Annotated in this window: 26 protein-coding genes; all 26 read left to right on the forward strand. The window is 67.3% G+C overall.

The features are described from left to right. The 26 genes from rpsG to Van01_RS04550 all read left to right on the forward strand — a co-directional run bounded on the left by rpsG (position 1) and on the right by Van01_RS04550 (position 16,258). On the forward strand, positions 1 to 471 hold the full coding sequence (gene rpsG / locus Van01_RS04425; RefSeq protein WP_093403604.1) for a 30S ribosomal protein S7: 471 nt from the start codon (positions 1 to 3) through the stop codon (positions 469 to 471). A 74-nt stretch (positions 472 to 545) separates the two neighbouring features. After that, a complete protein-coding gene (gene fusA, locus Van01_RS04430) occupies positions 546 to 2,642 on the forward strand; it encodes an elongation factor G (protein ID WP_204000267.1) in 2,097 nt (698 codons plus the stop codon). A gap of 222 nt (positions 2,643 to 2,864) precedes the next feature. Beyond that, positions 2,865 to 4,058, forward strand: coding sequence for an elongation factor Tu (tuf, locus tag Van01_RS04435; protein WP_099849588.1), 1,194 nt, complete (start codon positions 2,865 to 2,867; stop codon positions 4,056 to 4,058). A 349-nt stretch (positions 4,059 to 4,407) separates the two neighbouring features. Further along, positions 4,408 to 4,716: a 30S ribosomal protein S10 gene (rpsJ, locus tag Van01_RS04440; protein WP_007073037.1), complete on the forward strand. Its 309-nt coding sequence runs from the start codon at positions 4,408 to 4,410 to the stop codon at positions 4,714 to 4,716. Positions 4,717 to 4,727: 11 nt separating this feature from the next. Beyond that, the gene (rplC, locus tag Van01_RS04445) at positions 4,728 to 5,393 is read left to right on the forward strand and encodes a 50S ribosomal protein L3 (protein WP_204000270.1); all 666 of its coding nucleotides are present in this window, start codon (positions 4,728 to 4,730) and stop codon (positions 5,391 to 5,393) included. Continuing rightward, on the forward strand, positions 5,390 to 6,040 hold the full coding sequence (gene rplD, locus Van01_RS04450; protein ID WP_093403609.1) for a 50S ribosomal protein L4: 651 nt from the start codon (positions 5,390 to 5,392) through the stop codon (positions 6,038 to 6,040). The genes rplC and rplD overlap by 4 nt, the downstream gene beginning before the upstream one ends. Beyond that, the gene (gene rplW, locus Van01_RS04455; protein ID WP_093403611.1) at positions 6,037 to 6,339 is read left to right on the forward strand and encodes a 50S ribosomal protein L23; all 303 of its coding nucleotides are present in this window, start codon (positions 6,037 to 6,039) and stop codon (positions 6,337 to 6,339) included. Before rplD ends, rplW begins: the two co-directional genes overlap by 4 nt. 12 nt (positions 6,340 to 6,351) lie before the next feature. Further along, complete coding sequence (gene rplB, locus Van01_RS04460; protein ID WP_204000273.1) at positions 6,352 to 7,191, forward strand: 50S ribosomal protein L2; 840 nt, start codon at positions 6,352 to 6,354, stop codon at positions 7,189 to 7,191. Positions 7,192 to 7,203: 12 nt separating this feature from the next. Next, on the forward strand, positions 7,204 to 7,485 hold the full coding sequence (gene rpsS, locus Van01_RS04465; RefSeq protein ID WP_013735950.1) for a 30S ribosomal protein S19: 282 nt from the start codon (positions 7,204 to 7,206) through the stop codon (positions 7,483 to 7,485). 40 nt (positions 7,486 to 7,525) lie between these two features. Further along, positions 7,526 to 7,981, forward strand: coding sequence for a 50S ribosomal protein L22 (gene rplV, locus Van01_RS04470; protein WP_093403614.1), 456 nt, complete (start codon positions 7,526 to 7,528; stop codon positions 7,979 to 7,981). Continuing rightward, on the forward strand, positions 7,981 to 8,847 hold the full coding sequence (gene rpsC / locus Van01_RS04475) for a 30S ribosomal protein S3 (protein WP_203997238.1): 867 nt from the start codon (positions 7,981 to 7,983) through the stop codon (positions 8,845 to 8,847). Before rplV ends, rpsC begins: the two co-directional genes overlap by 1 nt. A 3-nt stretch (positions 8,848 to 8,850) precedes the next feature. Next, positions 8,851 to 9,276 (forward strand): 50S ribosomal protein L16, encoded by a 426-nt coding sequence (rplP, locus tag Van01_RS04480; RefSeq protein ID WP_007465292.1) that lies wholly within the window; start codon positions 8,851 to 8,853, stop codon positions 9,274 to 9,276. Beyond that, positions 9,276 to 9,512: a 50S ribosomal protein L29 gene (rpmC, locus tag Van01_RS04485; RefSeq protein WP_007073028.1), complete on the forward strand. Its 237-nt coding sequence runs from the start codon at positions 9,276 to 9,278 to the stop codon at positions 9,510 to 9,512. The genes rplP and rpmC overlap by 1 nt, the downstream gene beginning before the upstream one ends. Then, on the forward strand, positions 9,509 to 9,787 hold the full coding sequence (rpsQ, locus tag Van01_RS04490) for a 30S ribosomal protein S17 (protein WP_131302536.1): 279 nt from the start codon (positions 9,509 to 9,511) through the stop codon (positions 9,785 to 9,787). The genes rpmC and rpsQ overlap by 4 nt, the downstream gene beginning before the upstream one ends. A 95-nt stretch (positions 9,788 to 9,882) precedes the next feature. Beyond that, positions 9,883 to 10,251: a 50S ribosomal protein L14 gene (gene rplN, locus Van01_RS04495; RefSeq protein ID WP_007073026.1), complete on the forward strand. Its 369-nt coding sequence runs from the start codon at positions 9,883 to 9,885 to the stop codon at positions 10,249 to 10,251. After that, positions 10,248 to 10,568: a 50S ribosomal protein L24 gene (gene rplX / locus Van01_RS04500; RefSeq protein WP_170863408.1), complete on the forward strand. Its 321-nt coding sequence runs from the start codon at positions 10,248 to 10,250 to the stop codon at positions 10,566 to 10,568. Before rplN ends, rplX begins: the two co-directional genes overlap by 4 nt. Next, positions 10,568 to 11,137, forward strand: a complete 570-nt coding sequence (gene rplE / locus Van01_RS04505) for a 50S ribosomal protein L5 (RefSeq protein ID WP_093403618.1) — start codon at positions 10,568 to 10,570, stop codon at positions 11,135 to 11,137. Before rplX ends, rplE begins: the two co-directional genes overlap by 1 nt. Position 11,138: 1 nt before the next feature. Beyond that, positions 11,139 to 11,324, forward strand: a complete 186-nt coding sequence (locus Van01_RS04510; protein ID WP_007073023.1) for a type Z 30S ribosomal protein S14 — start codon at positions 11,139 to 11,141, stop codon at positions 11,322 to 11,324. Positions 11,325 to 11,421: 97 nt separating this feature from the next. Then, positions 11,422 to 11,829 carry a 30S ribosomal protein S8 gene (gene rpsH / locus Van01_RS04515; protein WP_093403619.1) on the forward strand — a complete coding sequence of 136 codons (408 nt, stop codon included), beginning with the start codon at positions 11,422 to 11,424 and terminating at the stop codon, positions 11,827 to 11,829. Positions 11,830 to 11,845: 16 nt separating this feature from the next. Beyond that, entirely contained in the window at positions 11,846 to 12,388 is a 543-nt protein-coding gene (rplF, locus tag Van01_RS04520) for a 50S ribosomal protein L6 (RefSeq protein ID WP_093403620.1), read from the forward strand. Then, the gene (rplR, locus tag Van01_RS04525; protein WP_204000277.1) at positions 12,385 to 12,774 is read left to right on the forward strand and encodes a 50S ribosomal protein L18; all 390 of its coding nucleotides are present in this window, start codon (positions 12,385 to 12,387) and stop codon (positions 12,772 to 12,774) included. The genes rplF and rplR overlap by 4 nt, the downstream gene beginning before the upstream one ends. A 34-nt stretch (positions 12,775 to 12,808) precedes the next feature. Then, the gene (gene rpsE, locus Van01_RS04530; RefSeq protein WP_099849603.1) at positions 12,809 to 13,423 is read left to right on the forward strand and encodes a 30S ribosomal protein S5; all 615 of its coding nucleotides are present in this window, start codon (positions 12,809 to 12,811) and stop codon (positions 13,421 to 13,423) included. Further along, positions 13,423 to 13,605 carry a 50S ribosomal protein L30 gene (gene rpmD, locus Van01_RS04535; protein WP_145815467.1) on the forward strand — a complete coding sequence of 61 codons (183 nt, stop codon included), beginning with the start codon at positions 13,423 to 13,425 and terminating at the stop codon, positions 13,603 to 13,605. The genes rpsE and rpmD overlap by 1 nt, the downstream gene beginning before the upstream one ends. After that, positions 13,605 to 14,048 carry a 50S ribosomal protein L15 gene (rplO, locus tag Van01_RS04540; RefSeq protein WP_099849605.1) on the forward strand — a complete coding sequence of 148 codons (444 nt, stop codon included), beginning with the start codon at positions 13,605 to 13,607 and terminating at the stop codon, positions 14,046 to 14,048. Before rpmD ends, rplO begins: the two co-directional genes overlap by 1 nt. A 233-nt stretch (positions 14,049 to 14,281) precedes the next feature. Beyond that, positions 14,282 to 15,604 carry a preprotein translocase subunit SecY gene (gene secY, locus Van01_RS04545; RefSeq protein ID WP_204000280.1) on the forward strand — a complete coding sequence of 441 codons (1,323 nt, stop codon included), beginning with the start codon at positions 14,282 to 14,284 and terminating at the stop codon, positions 15,602 to 15,604. Then, positions 15,605 to 16,258 carry an adenylate kinase gene (locus Van01_RS04550; protein ID WP_204000283.1) on the forward strand — a complete coding sequence of 218 codons (654 nt, stop codon included), beginning with the start codon at positions 15,605 to 15,607 and terminating at the stop codon, positions 16,256 to 16,258. It begins immediately after the preceding gene. Positions 16,259 to 16,338: the final 80 nt, after the last annotated feature.

A 16,338-nucleotide genomic window follows, 5' to 3' on the forward strand; every position in this document is an offset into this window, starting at 1 on the left:
ATGCCGCGTAAGGGACCTGCTCCGCGGCGACCGCTGGTCGCTGACCCGGTGTACAACTCGCCGCTGGTCACGCAGCTGGTGAACAAGATTCTGCTGCGCGGCAAGCGTCAGCTCGCCGAACGCGTCGTCTACGCCGCCCTGGAGGGCTGCCGGGAGAAGTCCGGTACCGACCCGGTCGTCACCCTCAAGCGCGCCATGGACAACGTCAAGCCGACCCTCGAGGTACGCAGCCGCCGCGTCGGTGGCGCGACCTACCAGGTTCCGGTCGAGGTCCGGCCGGCCCGGGCCACCACGCTCGGCCTGCGCTGGTTGGTCACCTACGCCCGCGCCCGGCGTGAGAAGACCATGATCGAGCGGCTGATGAACGAGCTGCTGGACGCGAGCAACGGCCTCGGTGCCGCCGTCAAGCGGCGCGAGGACACGCACAAGATGGCCGAGTCCAACAAGGCCTTCGCGCACTACCGCTGGTAACACCCTGGTCCCGGCGCCATCCGGTGCCGGGACCGCCACCAGTTGTGTCGAGACGACGATAAGTAGGGATTGAAGTGGCCGCCGCAGACGCGCTCGCCAACGTACGCAACATCGGCATCATGGCCCACATCGATGCCGGTAAGACCACCACCACCGAGCGAATCCTGTTCTACACCGGCATCACGTACAAGATCGGTGAGGTCCACGAGGGCGCTGCCGTCATGGACTGGATGGAGCAGGAGCAGGAGCGCGGTATCACCATCACTTCCGCCGCCACGAAGTGCGAGTGGAAGGGCCACACGATCCAGATCATCGACACGCCCGGCCACGTCGACTTCACTGTCGAGGTGGAGCGGTCGCTGCGGGTGCTGGACGGTGCCGTCGCGGTCTACGACGGTGTGGCCGGCGTGGAGCCCCAGACGGAGAACGTCTGGCGCCAGGCGGACAAGTACAACGTGCCGCGGATGTGCTTCGTCAACAAGCTCGACCGCACCGGTGCCGACTTCTTCCGCTGCGTGCAGATGATGATCGACCGGCTGAACGCCACCCCGCTGGTGCTTCAGATCCCGATCGGCGCCGAGTCCGACTTCATCGGCGTGGTCGACCTGGTCGAGATGCGTGCCCTCACCTGGCGTGGCGAGACCCAGAAGGGTGAGGACTACGCGGTCGAGGAGATCCCGGCCGAGCTGGCCGACTCCGCCGCCGAGTGGCGCGAGAAGCTGATGGAGACCCTGGCCGACGTCGACGACTCGGTGATGGAGAAGTACCTGGAGGGCGAGGAGATCTCCACTGAGGAGATCAAGGCCGCCATCCGTCGGGCCACCATCGGCGGCAAGGCCAACCCGGTCCTCACCGGCACCGCCTTCAAGAACAAGGGCATCCAGCCGATGCTGGACGCGGTTGTCGCGTACCTGCCGTCGCCGCTGGACATCCCGGCGATCGAGGGTACGGCCACCGACGGTGAGACCCCGATGCAGCGCAAGCCCTCGGTGTCCGAGCCGTTCTCCGGCCTGGCCTTCAAGATCCAGACGGACAAGCACCTCGGCAAGCTCACCTACGTGCGGATCTACTCCGGCACGCTCGAGTCCGGCTCCCAGGTGGTCAACTCCACCAAGGACCGCAAGGAGCGGATCGGCAAGATCTACCAGATGCACGCCAACAAGCGGGAGGAGCGCAGCTCCGCCCAGGCTGGCGACATCATCGCGGTGCAGGGTCTGAAGCAGACCACCACCGGTGACACCCTGTGCGACCCGGCGAACCCGGTCATCCTGGAGTCGATGACCTTCCCGGAGCCGGTCATCGAGGTGGCCATCGAGCCGAAGACCAAGGCCGACCAGGAGAAGCTCAGCACCGCCATCCAGCGGCTGGCCGAGGAGGACCCGACCTTCCGCGTCAAGCTGGACGACCAGACCGGTCAGACGGTCATCTCCGGCATGGGCGAGCTGCACCTGGACATCCTGGTCGACCGGATGCGCCGCGAGTTCAACGTCGAGGCGAACATCGGTAAGCCGCAGGTGGCGTACCGCGAGACCATCCGCCGCAAGGTGGAGAAGGTCGAGTACACCCACAAGAAGCAGACAGGTGGTTCCGGCCAGTACGCCCGGGTGATCATCAGCCTGGAGCCGCTGCCGCTGGGGAACGACGCGCCGACCTACGAGTTCGCGAACGCCGTCACCGGTGGCCGCATCCCCCGGGAGTTCATCCCGTCGGTGGACGCGGGTGCGCAGGACGCCATGCAGTACGGCATCCTCGCCGGCTTCCCGCTGGTCGGCGTCAAGCTGACCCTGGTGGACGGCCAGTACCACGAGGTCGACTCGTCCGAGATGGCATTCAAGATCGCCGGCTCGATGGTGATGAAGGAGGCGGCCCGCAAGGCCGACCCCGCACTGCTCGAGCCGATGATGGCTGTTGAGGTCACCACTCCCGAGGAGAACATGGGTGACGTCATCGGCGACCTCAACTCCCGACGCGGCATCATCCAGGCGATGGAGGAGCGCAGCGGCGCCCGTGTCGTCCGCGCGCTGGTGCCGTTGTCGGAGATGTTCGGCTACGTCGGCGACCTGCGGTCGAAGACCCAGGGCCGGGCTAGCTACAGCATGCAGTTCGACTCCTACGCGGAGGTTCCGGCCTCGGTGGCGAAGGAGATCATCGCCAAGGCGACGGGTGAGTGACGCTCACCTGACGTGATCGGATGATCCGACGGTGGTCGCGGGAGCAATTCCGGACCGCGACCACCTCGGTCGGATTGTGTGAATTCCGGGCCTGTAGGCTTCATCGCCGCAGAACCCACAAAAGCTCTCCGGCCGTCAGGCCGGAAAGGCTGTCGACAGAGTCCTAAGCGCCGACCTGGCGCGCCGGGGCGAACGAACCAAGAAGTCCACAGGAGGACACCAGTGGCGAAGGCGAAGTTCGAGCGGACTAAGCCGCACGTCAACATCGGCACCATTGGTCACATCGACCACGGTAAGACGACGCTGACGGCGGCCATCACCAAGGTCCTGCACGACCAGTACCCGGACCTGAACCCGTACACGCCGTTCGACGAGATCGACAAGGCGCCCGAGGAGAAGGCCCGCGGCATCACGATCTCGATCGCACACGTCGAGTACCAGACCGAGGCGCGGCACTACGCGCACGTCGACTGCCCCGGTCACGCCGACTACATCAAGAACATGATCACCGGTGCCGCCCAGATGGACGGCGCGATCCTGGTGGTCGCGGCGACCGACGGCCCGATGCCGCAGACCCGCGAGCACGTGCTGCTGGCCCGCCAGGTCGGCGTGCCGTACATCGTCGTGGCGCTGAACAAGAGCGACATGGTCGACGACGAGGAGCTCCTGGAGCTCGTCGAGCTCGAGGTCCGTGAGCTGCTCTCGGCCCAGGAGTACCCGGGCGACGACCTGCCGGTCGTGCGCGTCTCGGCGCTCAAGGCCCTTGAGGGTGACCCGGAGTGGACCGGCCGCCTCCTGGAGCTGATGAACGCGGTCGACACCGCGATCCCGCAGCCGGAGCGTGAGACCGAGAAGCCGTTCCTGATGCCGATCGAGGACGTCTTCACGATCACCGGTCGTGGCACCGTCGTCACCGGTCGCGCCGAGCGTGGCGTGCTCAAGCCGAACGAGGAGGTGGAGATCGTCGGTATCCGCGAGAAGTCGCAGAAGACGGTCTGCACCGGCATCGAGATGTTCCGCAAGCTGCTCGACGAGGCCCGCGCGGGTGAGAACGTCGGTCTGCTGCTGCGGGGCATCAAGCGCGAGGACGTCGAGCGCGGCATGGTGGTCGTCAAGCCGGGCACCAGCACTCCGCACACCGAGTTCGAGGCGACGGTCTACATCCTCTCCAAGGAGGAGGGCGGCCGGCACACCCCGTTCTTCCAGAACTACCGTCCGCAGTTCTACTTCCGGACCACGGACGTCACCGGTGTCGTCACCCTCCCCGAGGGCACCGAGATGGTCATGCCTGGCGACAACACCACGATGACCGTGAAGCTGATCCAGCCCATCGCGATGGAGGACAACCTCAAGTTCGCGATCCGGGAGGGTGGCCGTACGGTCGGCGCTGGTCGCGTCACCAAGATCATCAAGTGAGCTGGGTAACCCCGATTAGACCCGCCGCCGGTCGTGCGGCATACTAGTCAGGTTGCGTAACGACAGTTCGCCGCCCGTGTTCGGCTTCCGCTGAACCTCCGGGTAGGCAGAGCAGTCGGGCGTGGGGTGGTTGGCGGCCCGTCCGTCAACCACCCTCGCGCGGCGTTCAGGTCGCCACAGTGCGATCGGCGCCTGGACCCACCGCGGTCAGGATCGCTCCGGTAGCCCGGGGCGGAGCCTGGCCCCAGGGCGCGACACGCCCGACCGCGGGGGTGGGCGAAGAGGGTCTGTGCCAGCCGGTACAGGCACCCGCAACACAGCGGCATCGAGAGAAGGAACAGAAGCCACCATGGCGGGACAGAAGATCCGCATCCGGCTCAAGGCCTATGACCACGAGGTCGTCGACTCCTCGGCTCGGAAGATCGTCGAGACGGTGACGCGTACCGGGGCGCAGGTCGCGGGCCCGGTGCCGCTGCCCACGGAGATCAACCGTTTCTGCGTCATCCGCTCGCCGCACAAGTACAAGGACTCGCGCGAGCACTTCGAGATGCGTACGCACAAGCGACTGATCGACATCATCGACCCGACCCCGAAGACGGTCGACTCGCTCATGCGCCTCGACCTGCCGGCTGGCGTCGACATCGAGATCAAGCTGTAGGGACCGGACACATGGACAGGCAAGTTAAGGGGATCCTGGGCGCGAAGCTCGGCATGACCCAGGTCTGGGACAACAACCGCGTTGTCCCGGTGACCGTGGTTCAGGCCGGCCCCTGCGTCATCACCCAGGTTCGTGACGCCGACAAGGACGGTTACTCCGCGGTCCAGCTGGCGTACGGGACGATCGACCCGCGTAAGGCCAAGAAGCCGCTGCGCGGGCACTACGCCAAGGCTGACGTGGCGCCGCGCCGGCACATCGTCGAGCTGCGCACCAACGACGCCGCGGACTACTCGCTCGGCCAGGAGGTCACGGTCGAGGAGTTCCCGGCCGGTGTCTCGATCGACGTGACCGGCAAGACCAAGGGCAAGGGCTACGCCGGCCCGATGAAGCGGCACGGCTTCCACGGTCTGCGCGCCAGCCACGGTGTCGAGCGCAAGCACCGCTCGCCCGGCTCCATCGGCGCCTGCGCCACCCCGGGTCGTGTCTTCAAGGGCACCCGGATGGCCGGCCGCATGGGTGGCGTGCGCTACACCGTGCAGAACCTGACCGTCCAGGCGGTCGACACCGAGAACAATCTCCTGCTCGTCCGTGGCGCCATTCCCGGCCCCAAGGGCGCGCTGGTCCTGGTCCGCACCGCGGCCAAGGCCAAGGCGAAGAAGGGCGGTGTGGGCAAGTGACCACCGTTGACGTCCTCAACTCAGAGGGCACCAAGACCGGCTCGGTCGAGCTGCCCGCCGACATCTTCGACGCGCAGGCCAACATCGCGCTGATGCACCAGGTCGTCGTGGCGCAGCTCGCTGCCGCCCGGCAGGGCACCCACAAGACCAAGACCCGGGGCGAGGTTGCTGGCGGCGGCAAGAAGCCGTACAAGCAGAAGGGCACCGGTCGGGCCCGGCAGGGCTCGATCCGCGCGCCGCAGTTCGCCGGCGGCGGCGTGGTCCACGGCCCGGTGCCGCGGGACTACAGCCAGCGCACCCCGAAGAAGATGAAGGCCGCCGCGCTGCGTGGCGCCCTGTCGGACCGGGCGCGCGCCGGGCAGGTGCACGTCGTCGAGGCGTTCGTCTCGGGCGAGAAGCCGTCGACCAAGGCCGCGCTGACCGCGCTCGCCAAGCTGACCACCGCCCGTCGGGTGCTGGTCGTGCTGAGCAGCACCGACGAGCTGAACTGGGTGTCGCTGCGCAACGAGCCGCGGGTGCACCTGATCGAGGCTGGCCAGCTCAACACGTACGACGTGCTGGTGGCCGACGATGTGGTCTTCACCAAGGAGGCCCTGGACGAGTTCCTGGGCGTGCCGGCCGAGACCACCGAGGAGGGTGGCAAGTGAGCACGATCGCCGATCCGCGCGACATCATCGTCGCGCCGGTCGTCTCGGAGAAGAGCTACAGCGAGCTGAACCGCAACTGGTACACCTTCCTGGTGCACCCGGACGCGAACAAGACGGCGATCAAGATCGCTATCGAGCAGATCTTCAACGTCCGTGTCCTGACGGTCAACACGCTCAACCGCGAGGGCAAGCGCAAGCGGACCCGTACCGGGTTCGGCAAGCGCAAGGACACCAAGCGGGCGATGGTGAAGCTGGCTGAGGGCGACCGCATCGAGGCCTTCGGCGGCCCGGTCAGCTGAGGGGTGTAGACAATGGCTATTCGTAAGTACAAGCCGACGACGCCGGGCCGGCGTGGCTCAAGCGTCGCCGACTTCGCCGAGATCACCCGGTCGACGCCCGAGAAGTCGCTGCTGGCTCCGCTGCCCAAGAAGGGCGGCCGGAACGTGCACGGCCGGATCACCGCCCGGCACCAGGGTGGCGGCCACAAGCGTCAGTACCGGATCATCGACTTCAAGCGGGTCGACAAGGACGGCGTGCCGGCCAAGGTCGCGCACATCGAGTACGACCCGAACCGCACCGCGCGGATCGCGCTGCTGCACTACGCCGACGGCGAGAAGCGTTACATCATCGCGCCGAAGGACCTGAAGCAGGGCGACACGGTCGAGTCCGGTCCGAGCGCCGACATCAAGCCGGGCAACAACCTGCCGCTGCGCAACATCCCGGTCGGTACCACCATCCACAACGTGGAGCTGCGTCCGGGCGGCGGCGCCAAGCTGGCCCGCTCGGCCGGCGTCGGCATCCAGCTGCTCGGCCGCGAGGGCGCGTACGCGACCCTGCGCATGCCGTCCGGCGAGATCCGGCGGGTGGACGTGCGCTGCCGCGCCAGCATCGGTGAGATCGGCAACGCCGACCAGTCAAACATCAACTGGGGCAAGGCCGGCCGGATGCGCTGGAAGGGCAAGCGCCCGACCGTGCGTGGTGTCGCCATGAACCCGGTCGACCACCCGCACGGTGGTGGTGAGGGCAAGACCTCAGGTGGTCGCCACCCGGTCAACCCGCAGGGTAAGCCCGAGGGCCGCACCCGTCGTAAGGGCCAGCCGAGTGACCGGCTGATCGTCCGCCGTCGCTACGCCACGCGTAAGCGCGGCTGAGGGAGATAAGACATGCCTCGCAGCCTGAAGAAGGGCCCGTTCATCGACGACCACCTGCTCAAGAAGGTGGAGACGCAGAACGAGAAGGGCTCGAAGAACGTCATCAAGACCTGGTCGCGGCGCTCGACGATCATCCCGGAGATGCTGGGGCACACGATCGCCGTGCACGACGGACGCAAGCACGTCCCGGTGTTCGTGACCGAGGCGATGGTCGGGCACAAGCTCGGCGAGTTCGCGCTGACCCGCACGTTCAAGGGTCACGAGAAGGACGACCGGAAGAGCCGCCGGCGCTGACGCCGCGGGCATACGGATAGAGGATCAAGGGGTTACAGCGATGCCAGGAAAGGGCGACGCTCCGGTGCTTCCGGGCGCGCGGGCGGTTGCGCGGCACGTGCGCATCTCGCCGATGAAGGCGCGCCGGGTGGTCAACCTCGTCCGCGGCCTGCCCGCGAAGGAGGCGCTCACGGTGCTGCAGTTCGCGCCGCAGGCCGCGAGCGAGCAGGTGTACAAGGTGCTCGCGAGCGCGATCGCCAACGCGGAGAACAACGAGCGGCTGGACCCCGACGCGTTGCTCGTCAGCGAGGCGTTCGTGGACGAGGGCCCGACGATGAAGCGGTTCCAGCCACGGGCGCAGGGCCGGGCGTACCGGATCCGTAAGCGCACCTGCCACATCACCGTGGCGGTCGAGGCGGTCGCGCCGGCCGCGCCGAGGAAGTCGGCGAACAAGGCGGCTCCGGCGAAGCAGACCGCGCCGGCCGAGACGCAGAGCAACACGGAGGGCGCCGAGTAATGGGTCAGAAGGTTCACCCGCACGGGTTCCGGCTCGGCATCTCGACCGACTGGAAGTCCCGCTGGTTCGCGGACAAGCTCTACAAGGACTACATCGGCGAGGATGTCAAGATCCGCCGGATGATGTCCAAGGGGCTGGAGCGCGCCGGCATTTCCAAGGTTGACATCGAGCGCACCCGCGACCGGGTCCGCGTCGACATCCACACCGCCCGGCCGGGCATCGTCATCGGCCGTAAGGGCGCGGAGGCCGACCGGATCCGCGGCGAGCTGGAGAAGCTCACCGGCAAGCAGGTGCAGCTGAACATCATCGAGGTGAAGAACCCCGAGTCGGACGCGCAGCTGGTCGCCCAGGGCGTTGCCGAGCAGCTCTCCAGCCGGGTCAGCTTCCGCCGCGCGATGCGTAAGGCGATGCAGTCGGCGATGAAGAACCCGATGTGCAAGGGCATCCGGGTGCAGGTCTCGGGTCGCCTCGGCGGCGCCGAGATGAGCCGCACGGAGTTCTACCGCGAGGGTCGGGTTCCGCTGCACACGCTGCGGGCCAACATCGAGTACGGCTTCTTCGAGGCCCGTACCACCTTCGGCCGCATCGGCGTGAAGGTGTGGATCTACAAGGGTGACGCGGTGCCGGGTCGGGAGACGCCGACCGAGGCGCCGTCGCGCCCGCGCCGGGAGCGCGGTGACCGGCCTGAGCGGCCGCGCCGTGGTCGGTCGGGTTCGTCCGGCACGACCTCCGGTGGCACCGAGGCCGGCCGGGCTGCCGCGACGACCGTCGCGCAGCAGGCCGAGACGCCGAGTGGCGAGCCGGTCGACAGCGCCGCTGTCGCGGCGGCCGCCTCGGCTCCGGCAGAAACGCAGCAGGAGGGCTGACAGATGCTGATGCCGCGCAAGCCCCCGAAGGGCTTCCGCAAGCCGCACCACCCGGACCGCAGCGGCGCGTCCAAGGGCGGCAACCGGGTGGTGTTCGGCGAGTTCGGGATCCAGGCTCTGGAACCGGCGTACGTGACCAACCGGCAGATCGAGTCGGCGCGTATCGCGATGACCCGCCACATCAAGCGTGGCGGCAAGGTCTGGATCACCATCTTCCCGGACCAGGCCCTCACCAAGAAGCCGGCGGAAACCCGGATGGGTTCCGGTAAGGGCTCGCCCGAGTGGTGGGTCGCGAATGTCAAGCCCGGGCGGGTTCTCTTCGAGATGTCCTTCCCGAACGAGCAGATCGCGCGAGAGGCGATGCGTCGCGCGATCCACAAGCTCCCGATGAAGTGCCGCATTGTTACGCGCGAAGTGGGTGAATCCTGATGGCAGCGGGCGTTAAGGCCTCCGAGCTGCGTGAGCTCTCCGAGGAGGAGCTGGTCACGAAGCTGCGCGAGGCCAAGGCGGAGCTGTTCAACCTCCGCGTGCAGGCCGCAACCGGGCAGCTGGACAACAACCGGCGGCTGCAGGTCATCCGTCGGGAGATCGCCCGGATCTACACGATCATGCGTGAGCGTGAGCTGGGGCTCTCGGCCGCGCCGACTGAGGTGACTGCTTCATGAGCGAGAACACGACCGCCACCCAGCAGCGTGGCCGCCGCAAGGTCCGTGAGGGCCTCGTGGTCAGCGACAAGATGGAAAAGACCGTCGTCGTCGAGGTCGAGGACCGGGTCAAGCACGCGCTGTACGGCAAGATCATGCGCCGGACCAGCAAGCTCAAGGTCCACGACGAGCAGAACTCGGCCGGCATCGGCGACCGCGTCCTGATCATGGAGACCCGGCCGCTCTCCGCCACCAAGCGGTGGCGGCTCGTGGAGATCCTCGAGAAGGCCAAGTAGCGAAGGCTCGAGCTCGGCCGAGAAGGTCGGGCGCAGGTTCCGCCAGGCTCCGGCCGCCTCGGCGGCCGGAGAACCGGCAGACATAGGAGATAGACGTGATTCAGCAGGAGTCGCGACTGCGCGTCGCCGACAACACGGGTGCCCGGGAGATCCTGTGCATCCGGGTTCTCGGTGGCTCCGGTCGGCGCTACGCGAGCATCGGCGACGTCATCGTGGCCACCGTCAAGGACGCGATCCCGGGCGCCGGTGTGAAGAAGGGCGACGTGGTCAAGGCCGTCGTCGTCCGCACCGCCAAGGAGAAGCGGCGGCCGGACGGTTCGTACATCCGCTTCGACGAGAACGCCGCCGTCATCATCAAGGACGGTGGGGACCCGCGCGGTACCCGTATCTTCGGCCCGGTCGGTCGCGAGCTGCGGGACAAGCGGTTCATGAAGATCATCTCTCTCGCGCCGGAGGTGTTGTGACCGTGAAGGTCAAGAAGGGCGACACGGTCGTCGTCATCGCCGGCAAGGACAAGGGTGCCAAGGGCAAGGTCATCGCGGCCTACCCGCGGCAGGACAAGGTCCTGGTCGAGGGCGTGAACCGGATCAAGAAGCACACCCGCATCAGCACCACCCAGCGTGGCGCCAAGACCGGTGGCATCGTCACCCAGGAGGCCCCGATCCACGTCTCGAACGTGATGGTCGTGGACTCCGACGGCAAGCCGACCCGCGTCGGCTACCGGATCGACGAGAACGGCCAGAAGGTTCGCATCGCGCGTAGCACCGGTAAGGACCTGTGATGACCACGGCTACCGAAACCAAGACGATGCCGCGCCTCAAGGAGCGGTACCGCAACGAGATCATCGCCCAGCTGCGCGAGCAGTACGAGTACGGCAACCCGATGCAGGTGCCGCGGCTGGTCAAGATCGTCGTGAACATGGGTGTGGGCGAGGCTGCCCGGGACGCCAAGCTCATCGACGGTGCGGTCCGCGACCTGGCCACCATCACCGGTCAGAAGCCGCAGGTCCGGCGGGCGACGAAGTCCATCGCGCAGTTCAAGCTGCGGGAAGGCATGCCGATCGGCGCGAAGGTGACCCTGCGCGGCGACCGGATGTGGGAGTTCCTGGACCGGCTGCTCTCCATCGCGCTGCCGCGTATCCGTGACTTCCGCGGCCTCGACGGGCGCAAGCTCGACGGGCACGGCAACTACACGTTCGGTCTGACCGAGCAGTCGGTGTTCCACGAGATCGACCAGGACAAGATCGATCGCCAGCGGGGCATGGACATCACGGTGGTCACGACCGCCACGACCGACGACGAGGGCCGGGCGCTGCTGAAGCTCCTGGGCTTCCCGTTCAAGGAGAACTGAGATGGCCAAGAAGGCGCTGATCCTCAAGGCGGCCGCGAAGCCGAAGTTCTCGGTTCGCGCGTACACCCGCTGCCAGCGGTGCGGGCGTCCCAAGGCGGTCTACCGCAAGTTCGGGCTCTGCCGGGTGTGCATCCGGGAGATGGCCCACCGCGGTGAGCTGCCCGGCGTGTCCAAGGCTTCCTGGTAATAGCCCAGCGCGCTCCGGCGCGTCAGCTGGACTGTCTCTTCGCCGTAGGCCTGCGACGTGTCGCGGGAACCCCGGCGAGAAAGGTTGACGAGTTTTCATGACGATGACCGACCCGATCGCAGACATGCTCACGCGTCTGCGTAACGCCAACCAGGCGTACCACGACCGGGTGACGATGCCGTACTCGAAGATCAAGGCGAACATCGCCGAGGTCCTCAAGTCCGAGGGCTACATCGCCACCTGGGCAGTCGAGGAGCCCGAAGAGGGTGCCGTCGGCAAGCGACTGGTCGTCGAGCTGAAGTACGGCCAGAACCGGGAGCGGAGCCTGGCCGGTATCAAGCGCGTCTCCAAGCCCGGTCTGCGGGTGTACGCCAAGTCGGACGGGCTCCCCCGGGTGCTCGGTGGGCTGGGCGTGGCGATCATTTCGACGTCCCAGGGACTGCTCACCGACCGGCAGGCCCGCAAGCGGAGCGTTGGCGGGGAAGTCCTCGCCTTCGTCTGGTAACGGGAGACAGGTAGAAATGTCGCGTATTGGACGTAAGTCGATCCCGGTGCCATCCGGCGTCGACGTGACGATCGACGGCCGGACCGTCAAGGTCAAGGGCCCCAAGGGCGAGCTGTCGCACACCCTGGCCGAGCCGATCACCATCGAGCGGGCCGAGGACGGGCAACTGAGCGTCAACCGCCCGAACGACGAGCGCAAGGCCAAGGAACTGCACGGCCTGAGCCGTACCCTGGTCGCCAACATGATCGTCGGGGTCACCGAGGGCTACCGTAAGAGCCTGGAGATCGCCGGCACCGGTTACCGGGTCACCGCCAAGGGCAAGGACCTGGAGTTCGCGCTCGGGTTCTCGCACCCGGTGCAGGTGCAGGCGCCCGAGGGCATCACCTTCACGGTGGAGCGCCCGACGCTGTTCCACGTGGCCGGCATCGACAAGCAACTCGTCGGTGAGGTCGCCGCCAACATCCGGAAGATTCGCCCGCCGGAGCCCTACAAGGGCAAGGGCGTGAAGTACCAGGGCGAAGTCATCCGACGCAAGGCCGGAAAGGCAGGTAAGAAGTGAGCGCCACGCTGCTCAAGCGCCGCCGCGGCGTCGCCGCCAAGCGTGCCGTCGGGCGGGCGCGGCGGCACTTCCGAGTGCGCAAGAACGTCAGCGGCACCGCCGCGCGTCCCCGCCTGGTGGTCACCCGTTCGCTGCGGCACATCGTCGCCCAGGTCGTCGACGACACCAAGGGTCACACCCTGGCGTCGGCCTCGACCCTGGACGCCTCGGTGCGCGGCACGGAGGGCGACAAGAGCGCCCTGGCTGGCAAGGTCGGCACGCTGCTGGCCGAGCGGGCCAAGGCCGCTGGCATCTCCAAGGTCGTCTTCGACCGCGGTGGCAACCGGTACGCGGGGCGGGTCGCCGCGCTTGCCGACGCCGCCCGCGAAGCCGGGCTCGAGTTCTGACAATCCCCGTCACGAGAGAGAAGGAAGGCTGCTGATGCCAGGTCAACAGCGCCGTGGCGGCGGGTCCGGTGGCAACGAGGGTGGTCGCCGCGACAACCGCCGTGAGGGCGGCCGCGGAAACGCGCCCGCCGAGAAGACCCCGCACCTCGAGCGGGTCGTCGCGATCAACCGCGTCGCCAAGGTCGTGAAGGGTGGTCGTCGCTTCAGCTTCACCGCCCTGGTGATCGTGGGCGACGGCGACGGCACCGTGGGCGTGGGCTACGGAAAGGCCAAGGAGGTGCCCGCGGCGATCGCCAAGGGCGTCGAGGAGGCCAAGAAGCACTTCTTCAAGGTGCCGCGGATCGGTTCCTCGATCCCGCACCCGGTCACGGGCGAGGACGCCGCCGGGGTGGTGCTGCTCAAGCCGGCCTCCGCCGGTACGGGTGTCATCGCCGGTGGTCCGGTCCGTGCCGTGCTGGAGTGCGCGGGCATCCACGACGTGCTCTCCAAGAGCCTGGGCTCGTCGAACCCGATCAACATCGTGCACGCCACAGTGGCCGCGCTGAAGGGGCTGGAGTCCCCGGAGGCCGTCGCCGCGCGGCGGGGTCTGCCGGTGGAGGACGTCGCGCCGGCGGCCATGCTGGCGTCGCGGGCGGGGGTGGCATCCTGATGGCACGTCTCAAGGTCACCCAGGTCCGTTCCGAGATCGGGACCAAGCGCAACCAGCGCGAGTCGCTGCGTTCGCTCGGTCTCAAGCGGATCAATGACGTGGTGGTCAAGGAGGACCGGCCCGAGATTCGCGGCATGATCTTCGCGGTCAACCACCTCGTGAAGGTCGAGGAGGTCGAGTAATGACGATCAAGGTCCACCACCTGCGTCCGGCGCCGGGTGCCAAGACCGCGAAGACCCGTGTGGGTCGCGGTGAGGGCTCGAAGGGCAAGACCGCCGGTCGCGGTACCAAGGGTTCGAAGGCCCGGAAGAACATCTCGGCGGCGTTCGAGGGTGGGCAGATGCCCATCCACATGCGCCTGCCGAAGCTGAAGGGCTTCAAGAACAAGTTCAAGGTGGTCTTCCAGGTGGTAAACCTGGACCGCCTGGCCGAGCTGTTCCCCAACGGTGGCCAGGTCGGCCCGACCGAGATGGTCGAGGCCGGCGCGGTCCGCAAGGGGCAGCCGGTGAAGGTCCTCGGCACCGGGGATCTCGGTGGGGTGGCGCTCCAGGTGTCGGCGCACGCGTTCAGCGCGTCGGCCAAGGAAAAGATCACCGCCGCCGGCGGCTCGGTCACCGAGCTGTAGAGCTGTTTTACCCATGGCGCCCGCCAGTTGATCCCAGCTGGCGGGCGCCATGGTCTGCAACGGGCCTGTGCGCCCGGTAACATCGGATTCGGTTTATGTAGCCGGGCACATCTGCCCGGACCGGGATCGGGCTGTTAGAGTCCCTTCCCAGCCATGGATATCGGGCACTTGCCCGGAACCCACCCCGATCCGCCAGGGACGACCGGCGGCCCGCCTCGCGCAGGAGGAAGAAGTTGCTGTCCGCCTTTCTCAGTGCGTTCCGTACGCCTGACCTGCGCAAGAAGCTGCTGTTCACAGTCGGCATCATCGCGATCTACCGGCTCGGCGCCACGGTGCCCAGCCCGGGCGTCTCGTACGGCAACGTGCAGAAGTGCCTGGAGTCCATTGAGGGCTCCACAGGGGTACTGAACCTGCTCGACCTCTTCTCCGGCGGCGCGCTGCTGCAGCTGTCGATCTTCGCGCTGGGCATCATGCCCTACATCACCGCGTCGATCATCCTGCAGCTGCTGACGGTGGTCATTCCCCGGCTCGAGCAGCTCCGCAAGGAGGGCCAGGCCGGCCAGGCGAAGATCACCCAGTACACCCGCTACCTGACGCTGGGGCTGGGTGTCCTGCAGGCCTCGGCGTTCGTGGCGCTGGCCCGCTCCGGGCAGCTGTTCAACAACCAGTGCAACGAGGAGATCATCCCGACCGGCACCGGCATCCCGGACTGGCTGACCCTGTCCATCCTGGTGATGACGATGACCGCCGGTACCGGCATGGTCATGTGGCTCGGTGAGCTGATCACCGACCGGGGCGTCGGTAACGGCATGTCGGTCCTGATCTTCACCTCGATCGCGGCCCGCCTGCCCAGCGAGGGCTGGCGGATCAAGGAGAGCCAGGGCTGGTGGAAGTTCCTGCTCGTCATCGCGCTGGTCCTGGTGGTCATCACCGCTGTCACGTTCATCGAGCAGGCGCAGCGCCGCATCCCGGTGCAGTACGCCAAGCGCATGATCGGCCGGCGCATGTACGGCGGCACCTCGACCTACATCCCGCTGAAGGTCAACCAGGCGGGTGTGATCCCGGTCATCTTCGGTTCGTCGCTGCTCTACCTGCCGCAGCTGGCGCTGCAGTTCTTCGACCAGAATGACCCGGGCAAGACCCAGGCGTGGATCCAGAACAACCTGGTCGACCCGACCAGCCCGATCTACATCGTGGTCTACTTCATGCTCATCATCTTCTTCACGTACTTCTACGTCTCGATCACGTTCAACCCGACCGAGGTCGCGGACAACATGAAGAAGTACGGCGGCTTCGTGCCGGGCATCCGCCCCGGCAAGCCGACCGCCGACTACCTGGACTTCATCCTCAGTCGCATCACCCTGCCGGGCGCGCTGTACCTCGCGACCATCTCGATCCTGCCGAACTTCTTCTTCATCTGGCTGGACCGGCAGCAGTACCTCAACTTCCCGTTCGGTGGTACCGCAGTGCTGATCATGGTCGGCGTGGCTCTGGAGACGAGCAAGCAGATCGAGAGCCAACTGATGCAGCGGAACTACGAAGGGTTCCTGCGGTAGATGAGACTGGTTCTGGTTGGCCCGCCGGGCGCGGGCAAGGGCACACAGGCGGAATTCATCGCCGCGCACCTGTCCGTGCCGAAGATCTCGACCGGCGACATCTTCCGGGCCAACGTGTCCCAGGGCACCCCGCTCGGCGTCGAGGCCAAGCGGTACATGGACGCCGGCAAGCTGGTGCCGGACGAGGTCACCATCAACATGGTGCGGGACCGGCTCGCCGAGCCGGATGCCGCCGACGGCTTCCTGCTCGACGGGTTTCCGCGCACCACCCCGCAGGCCGCCGCGCTGGACAAGCTCCTCGCGGATCTGGGGACGGCGCTGGACATCGTGCTCGAACTGGTCGTCGACGACGACGAGGTGATCCGGCGGCTGTCCGGGCGGCGTACCTGCCGGGGCTGCGGCAAGATCTGGCATGTCGAGTTCGACCCGACCAGCCGGGACGGCATCTGCGACCGTTGTGGCGCGGAGTTGTTCCAGCGGGACGACGACAAGCCGGAGACCATCGCCGCCCGGTTGCGGGAGTACGCCGAGAAGACCGCGCCGCTTGTGGACTACTACGGCGCGCAGGGCAAGCTGGTCGGCATCGACGCCACCGGCCCGGTGGAGGACGTCACGGTCCGCGCCATCGACGCCCTCCGGTCGTACGGGGGCTGAGGTCGCCCAGCTGTCCGCCGGATAGAGTGCTGACAGCGGGGTACGCCTGTCGTACCCCGCTGTCTGGGCAACGAAAGGTA

Source organism: Micromonospora andamanensis, from assembly GCF_016863495.1.
GTDB lineage: Bacteria > Actinomycetota > Actinomycetes > Mycobacteriales > Micromonosporaceae > Micromonospora > Micromonospora andamanensis.

What these genes read in the sequence shown, in the direction of transcription:
- rpsG (WP_093403604.1), top strand. Translation starts at nt 1, where the DNA reads ATGCCGCGTAAGGGACCTGCTCCGCGGCGACCGCTGGTCGCTGACCCG.
- rpsJ (WP_007073037.1), top strand. Translation starts at nt 4,408, where the DNA reads ATGGCGGGACAGAAGATCCGCATCCGGCTCAAGGCCTATGACCACGAG.
- rplC (WP_204000270.1), top strand. Translation starts at nt 4,728, where the DNA reads ATGGACAGGCAAGTTAAGGGGATCCTGGGCGCGAAGCTCGGCATGACC.
- rplB (WP_204000273.1), top strand. Translation starts at nt 6,352, where the DNA reads ATGGCTATTCGTAAGTACAAGCCGACGACGCCGGGCCGGCGTGGCTCA.
- rpsS (WP_013735950.1), top strand. Translation starts at nt 7,204, where the DNA reads ATGCCTCGCAGCCTGAAGAAGGGCCCGTTCATCGACGACCACCTGCTC.
- rplV (WP_093403614.1), top strand. Translation starts at nt 7,526, where the DNA reads ATGCCAGGAAAGGGCGACGCTCCGGTGCTTCCGGGCGCGCGGGCGGTT.
- rpsC (WP_203997238.1), top strand. Translation starts at nt 7,981, where the DNA reads ATGGGTCAGAAGGTTCACCCGCACGGGTTCCGGCTCGGCATCTCGACC.
- rplP (WP_007465292.1), top strand. Translation starts at nt 8,851, where the DNA reads ATGCTGATGCCGCGCAAGCCCCCGAAGGGCTTCCGCAAGCCGCACCAC.
- rpmC (WP_007073028.1), top strand. Translation starts at nt 9,276, where the DNA reads ATGGCAGCGGGCGTTAAGGCCTCCGAGCTGCGTGAGCTCTCCGAGGAG.
- rpsQ (WP_131302536.1), top strand. Translation starts at nt 9,509, where the DNA reads ATGAGCGAGAACACGACCGCCACCCAGCAGCGTGGCCGCCGCAAGGTC.
- rplE (WP_093403618.1), top strand. Translation starts at nt 10,568, where the DNA reads ATGACCACGGCTACCGAAACCAAGACGATGCCGCGCCTCAAGGAGCGG.
- Van01_RS04510 (WP_007073023.1), top strand. Translation starts at nt 11,139, where the DNA reads ATGGCCAAGAAGGCGCTGATCCTCAAGGCGGCCGCGAAGCCGAAGTTC.
- rpsH (WP_093403619.1), top strand. Translation starts at nt 11,422, where the DNA reads ATGACGATGACCGACCCGATCGCAGACATGCTCACGCGTCTGCGTAAC.
- rplF (WP_093403620.1), top strand. Translation starts at nt 11,846, where the DNA reads ATGTCGCGTATTGGACGTAAGTCGATCCCGGTGCCATCCGGCGTCGAC.
- rpsE (WP_099849603.1), top strand. Translation starts at nt 12,809, where the DNA reads ATGCCAGGTCAACAGCGCCGTGGCGGCGGGTCCGGTGGCAACGAGGGT.
- rpmD (WP_145815467.1), top strand. Translation starts at nt 13,423, where the DNA reads ATGGCACGTCTCAAGGTCACCCAGGTCCGTTCCGAGATCGGGACCAAG.
- rplO (WP_099849605.1), top strand. Translation starts at nt 13,605, where the DNA reads ATGACGATCAAGGTCCACCACCTGCGTCCGGCGCCGGGTGCCAAGACC.
- Van01_RS04550 (WP_204000283.1), top strand. Translation starts at nt 15,605, where the DNA reads ATGAGACTGGTTCTGGTTGGCCCGCCGGGCGCGGGCAAGGGCACACAG.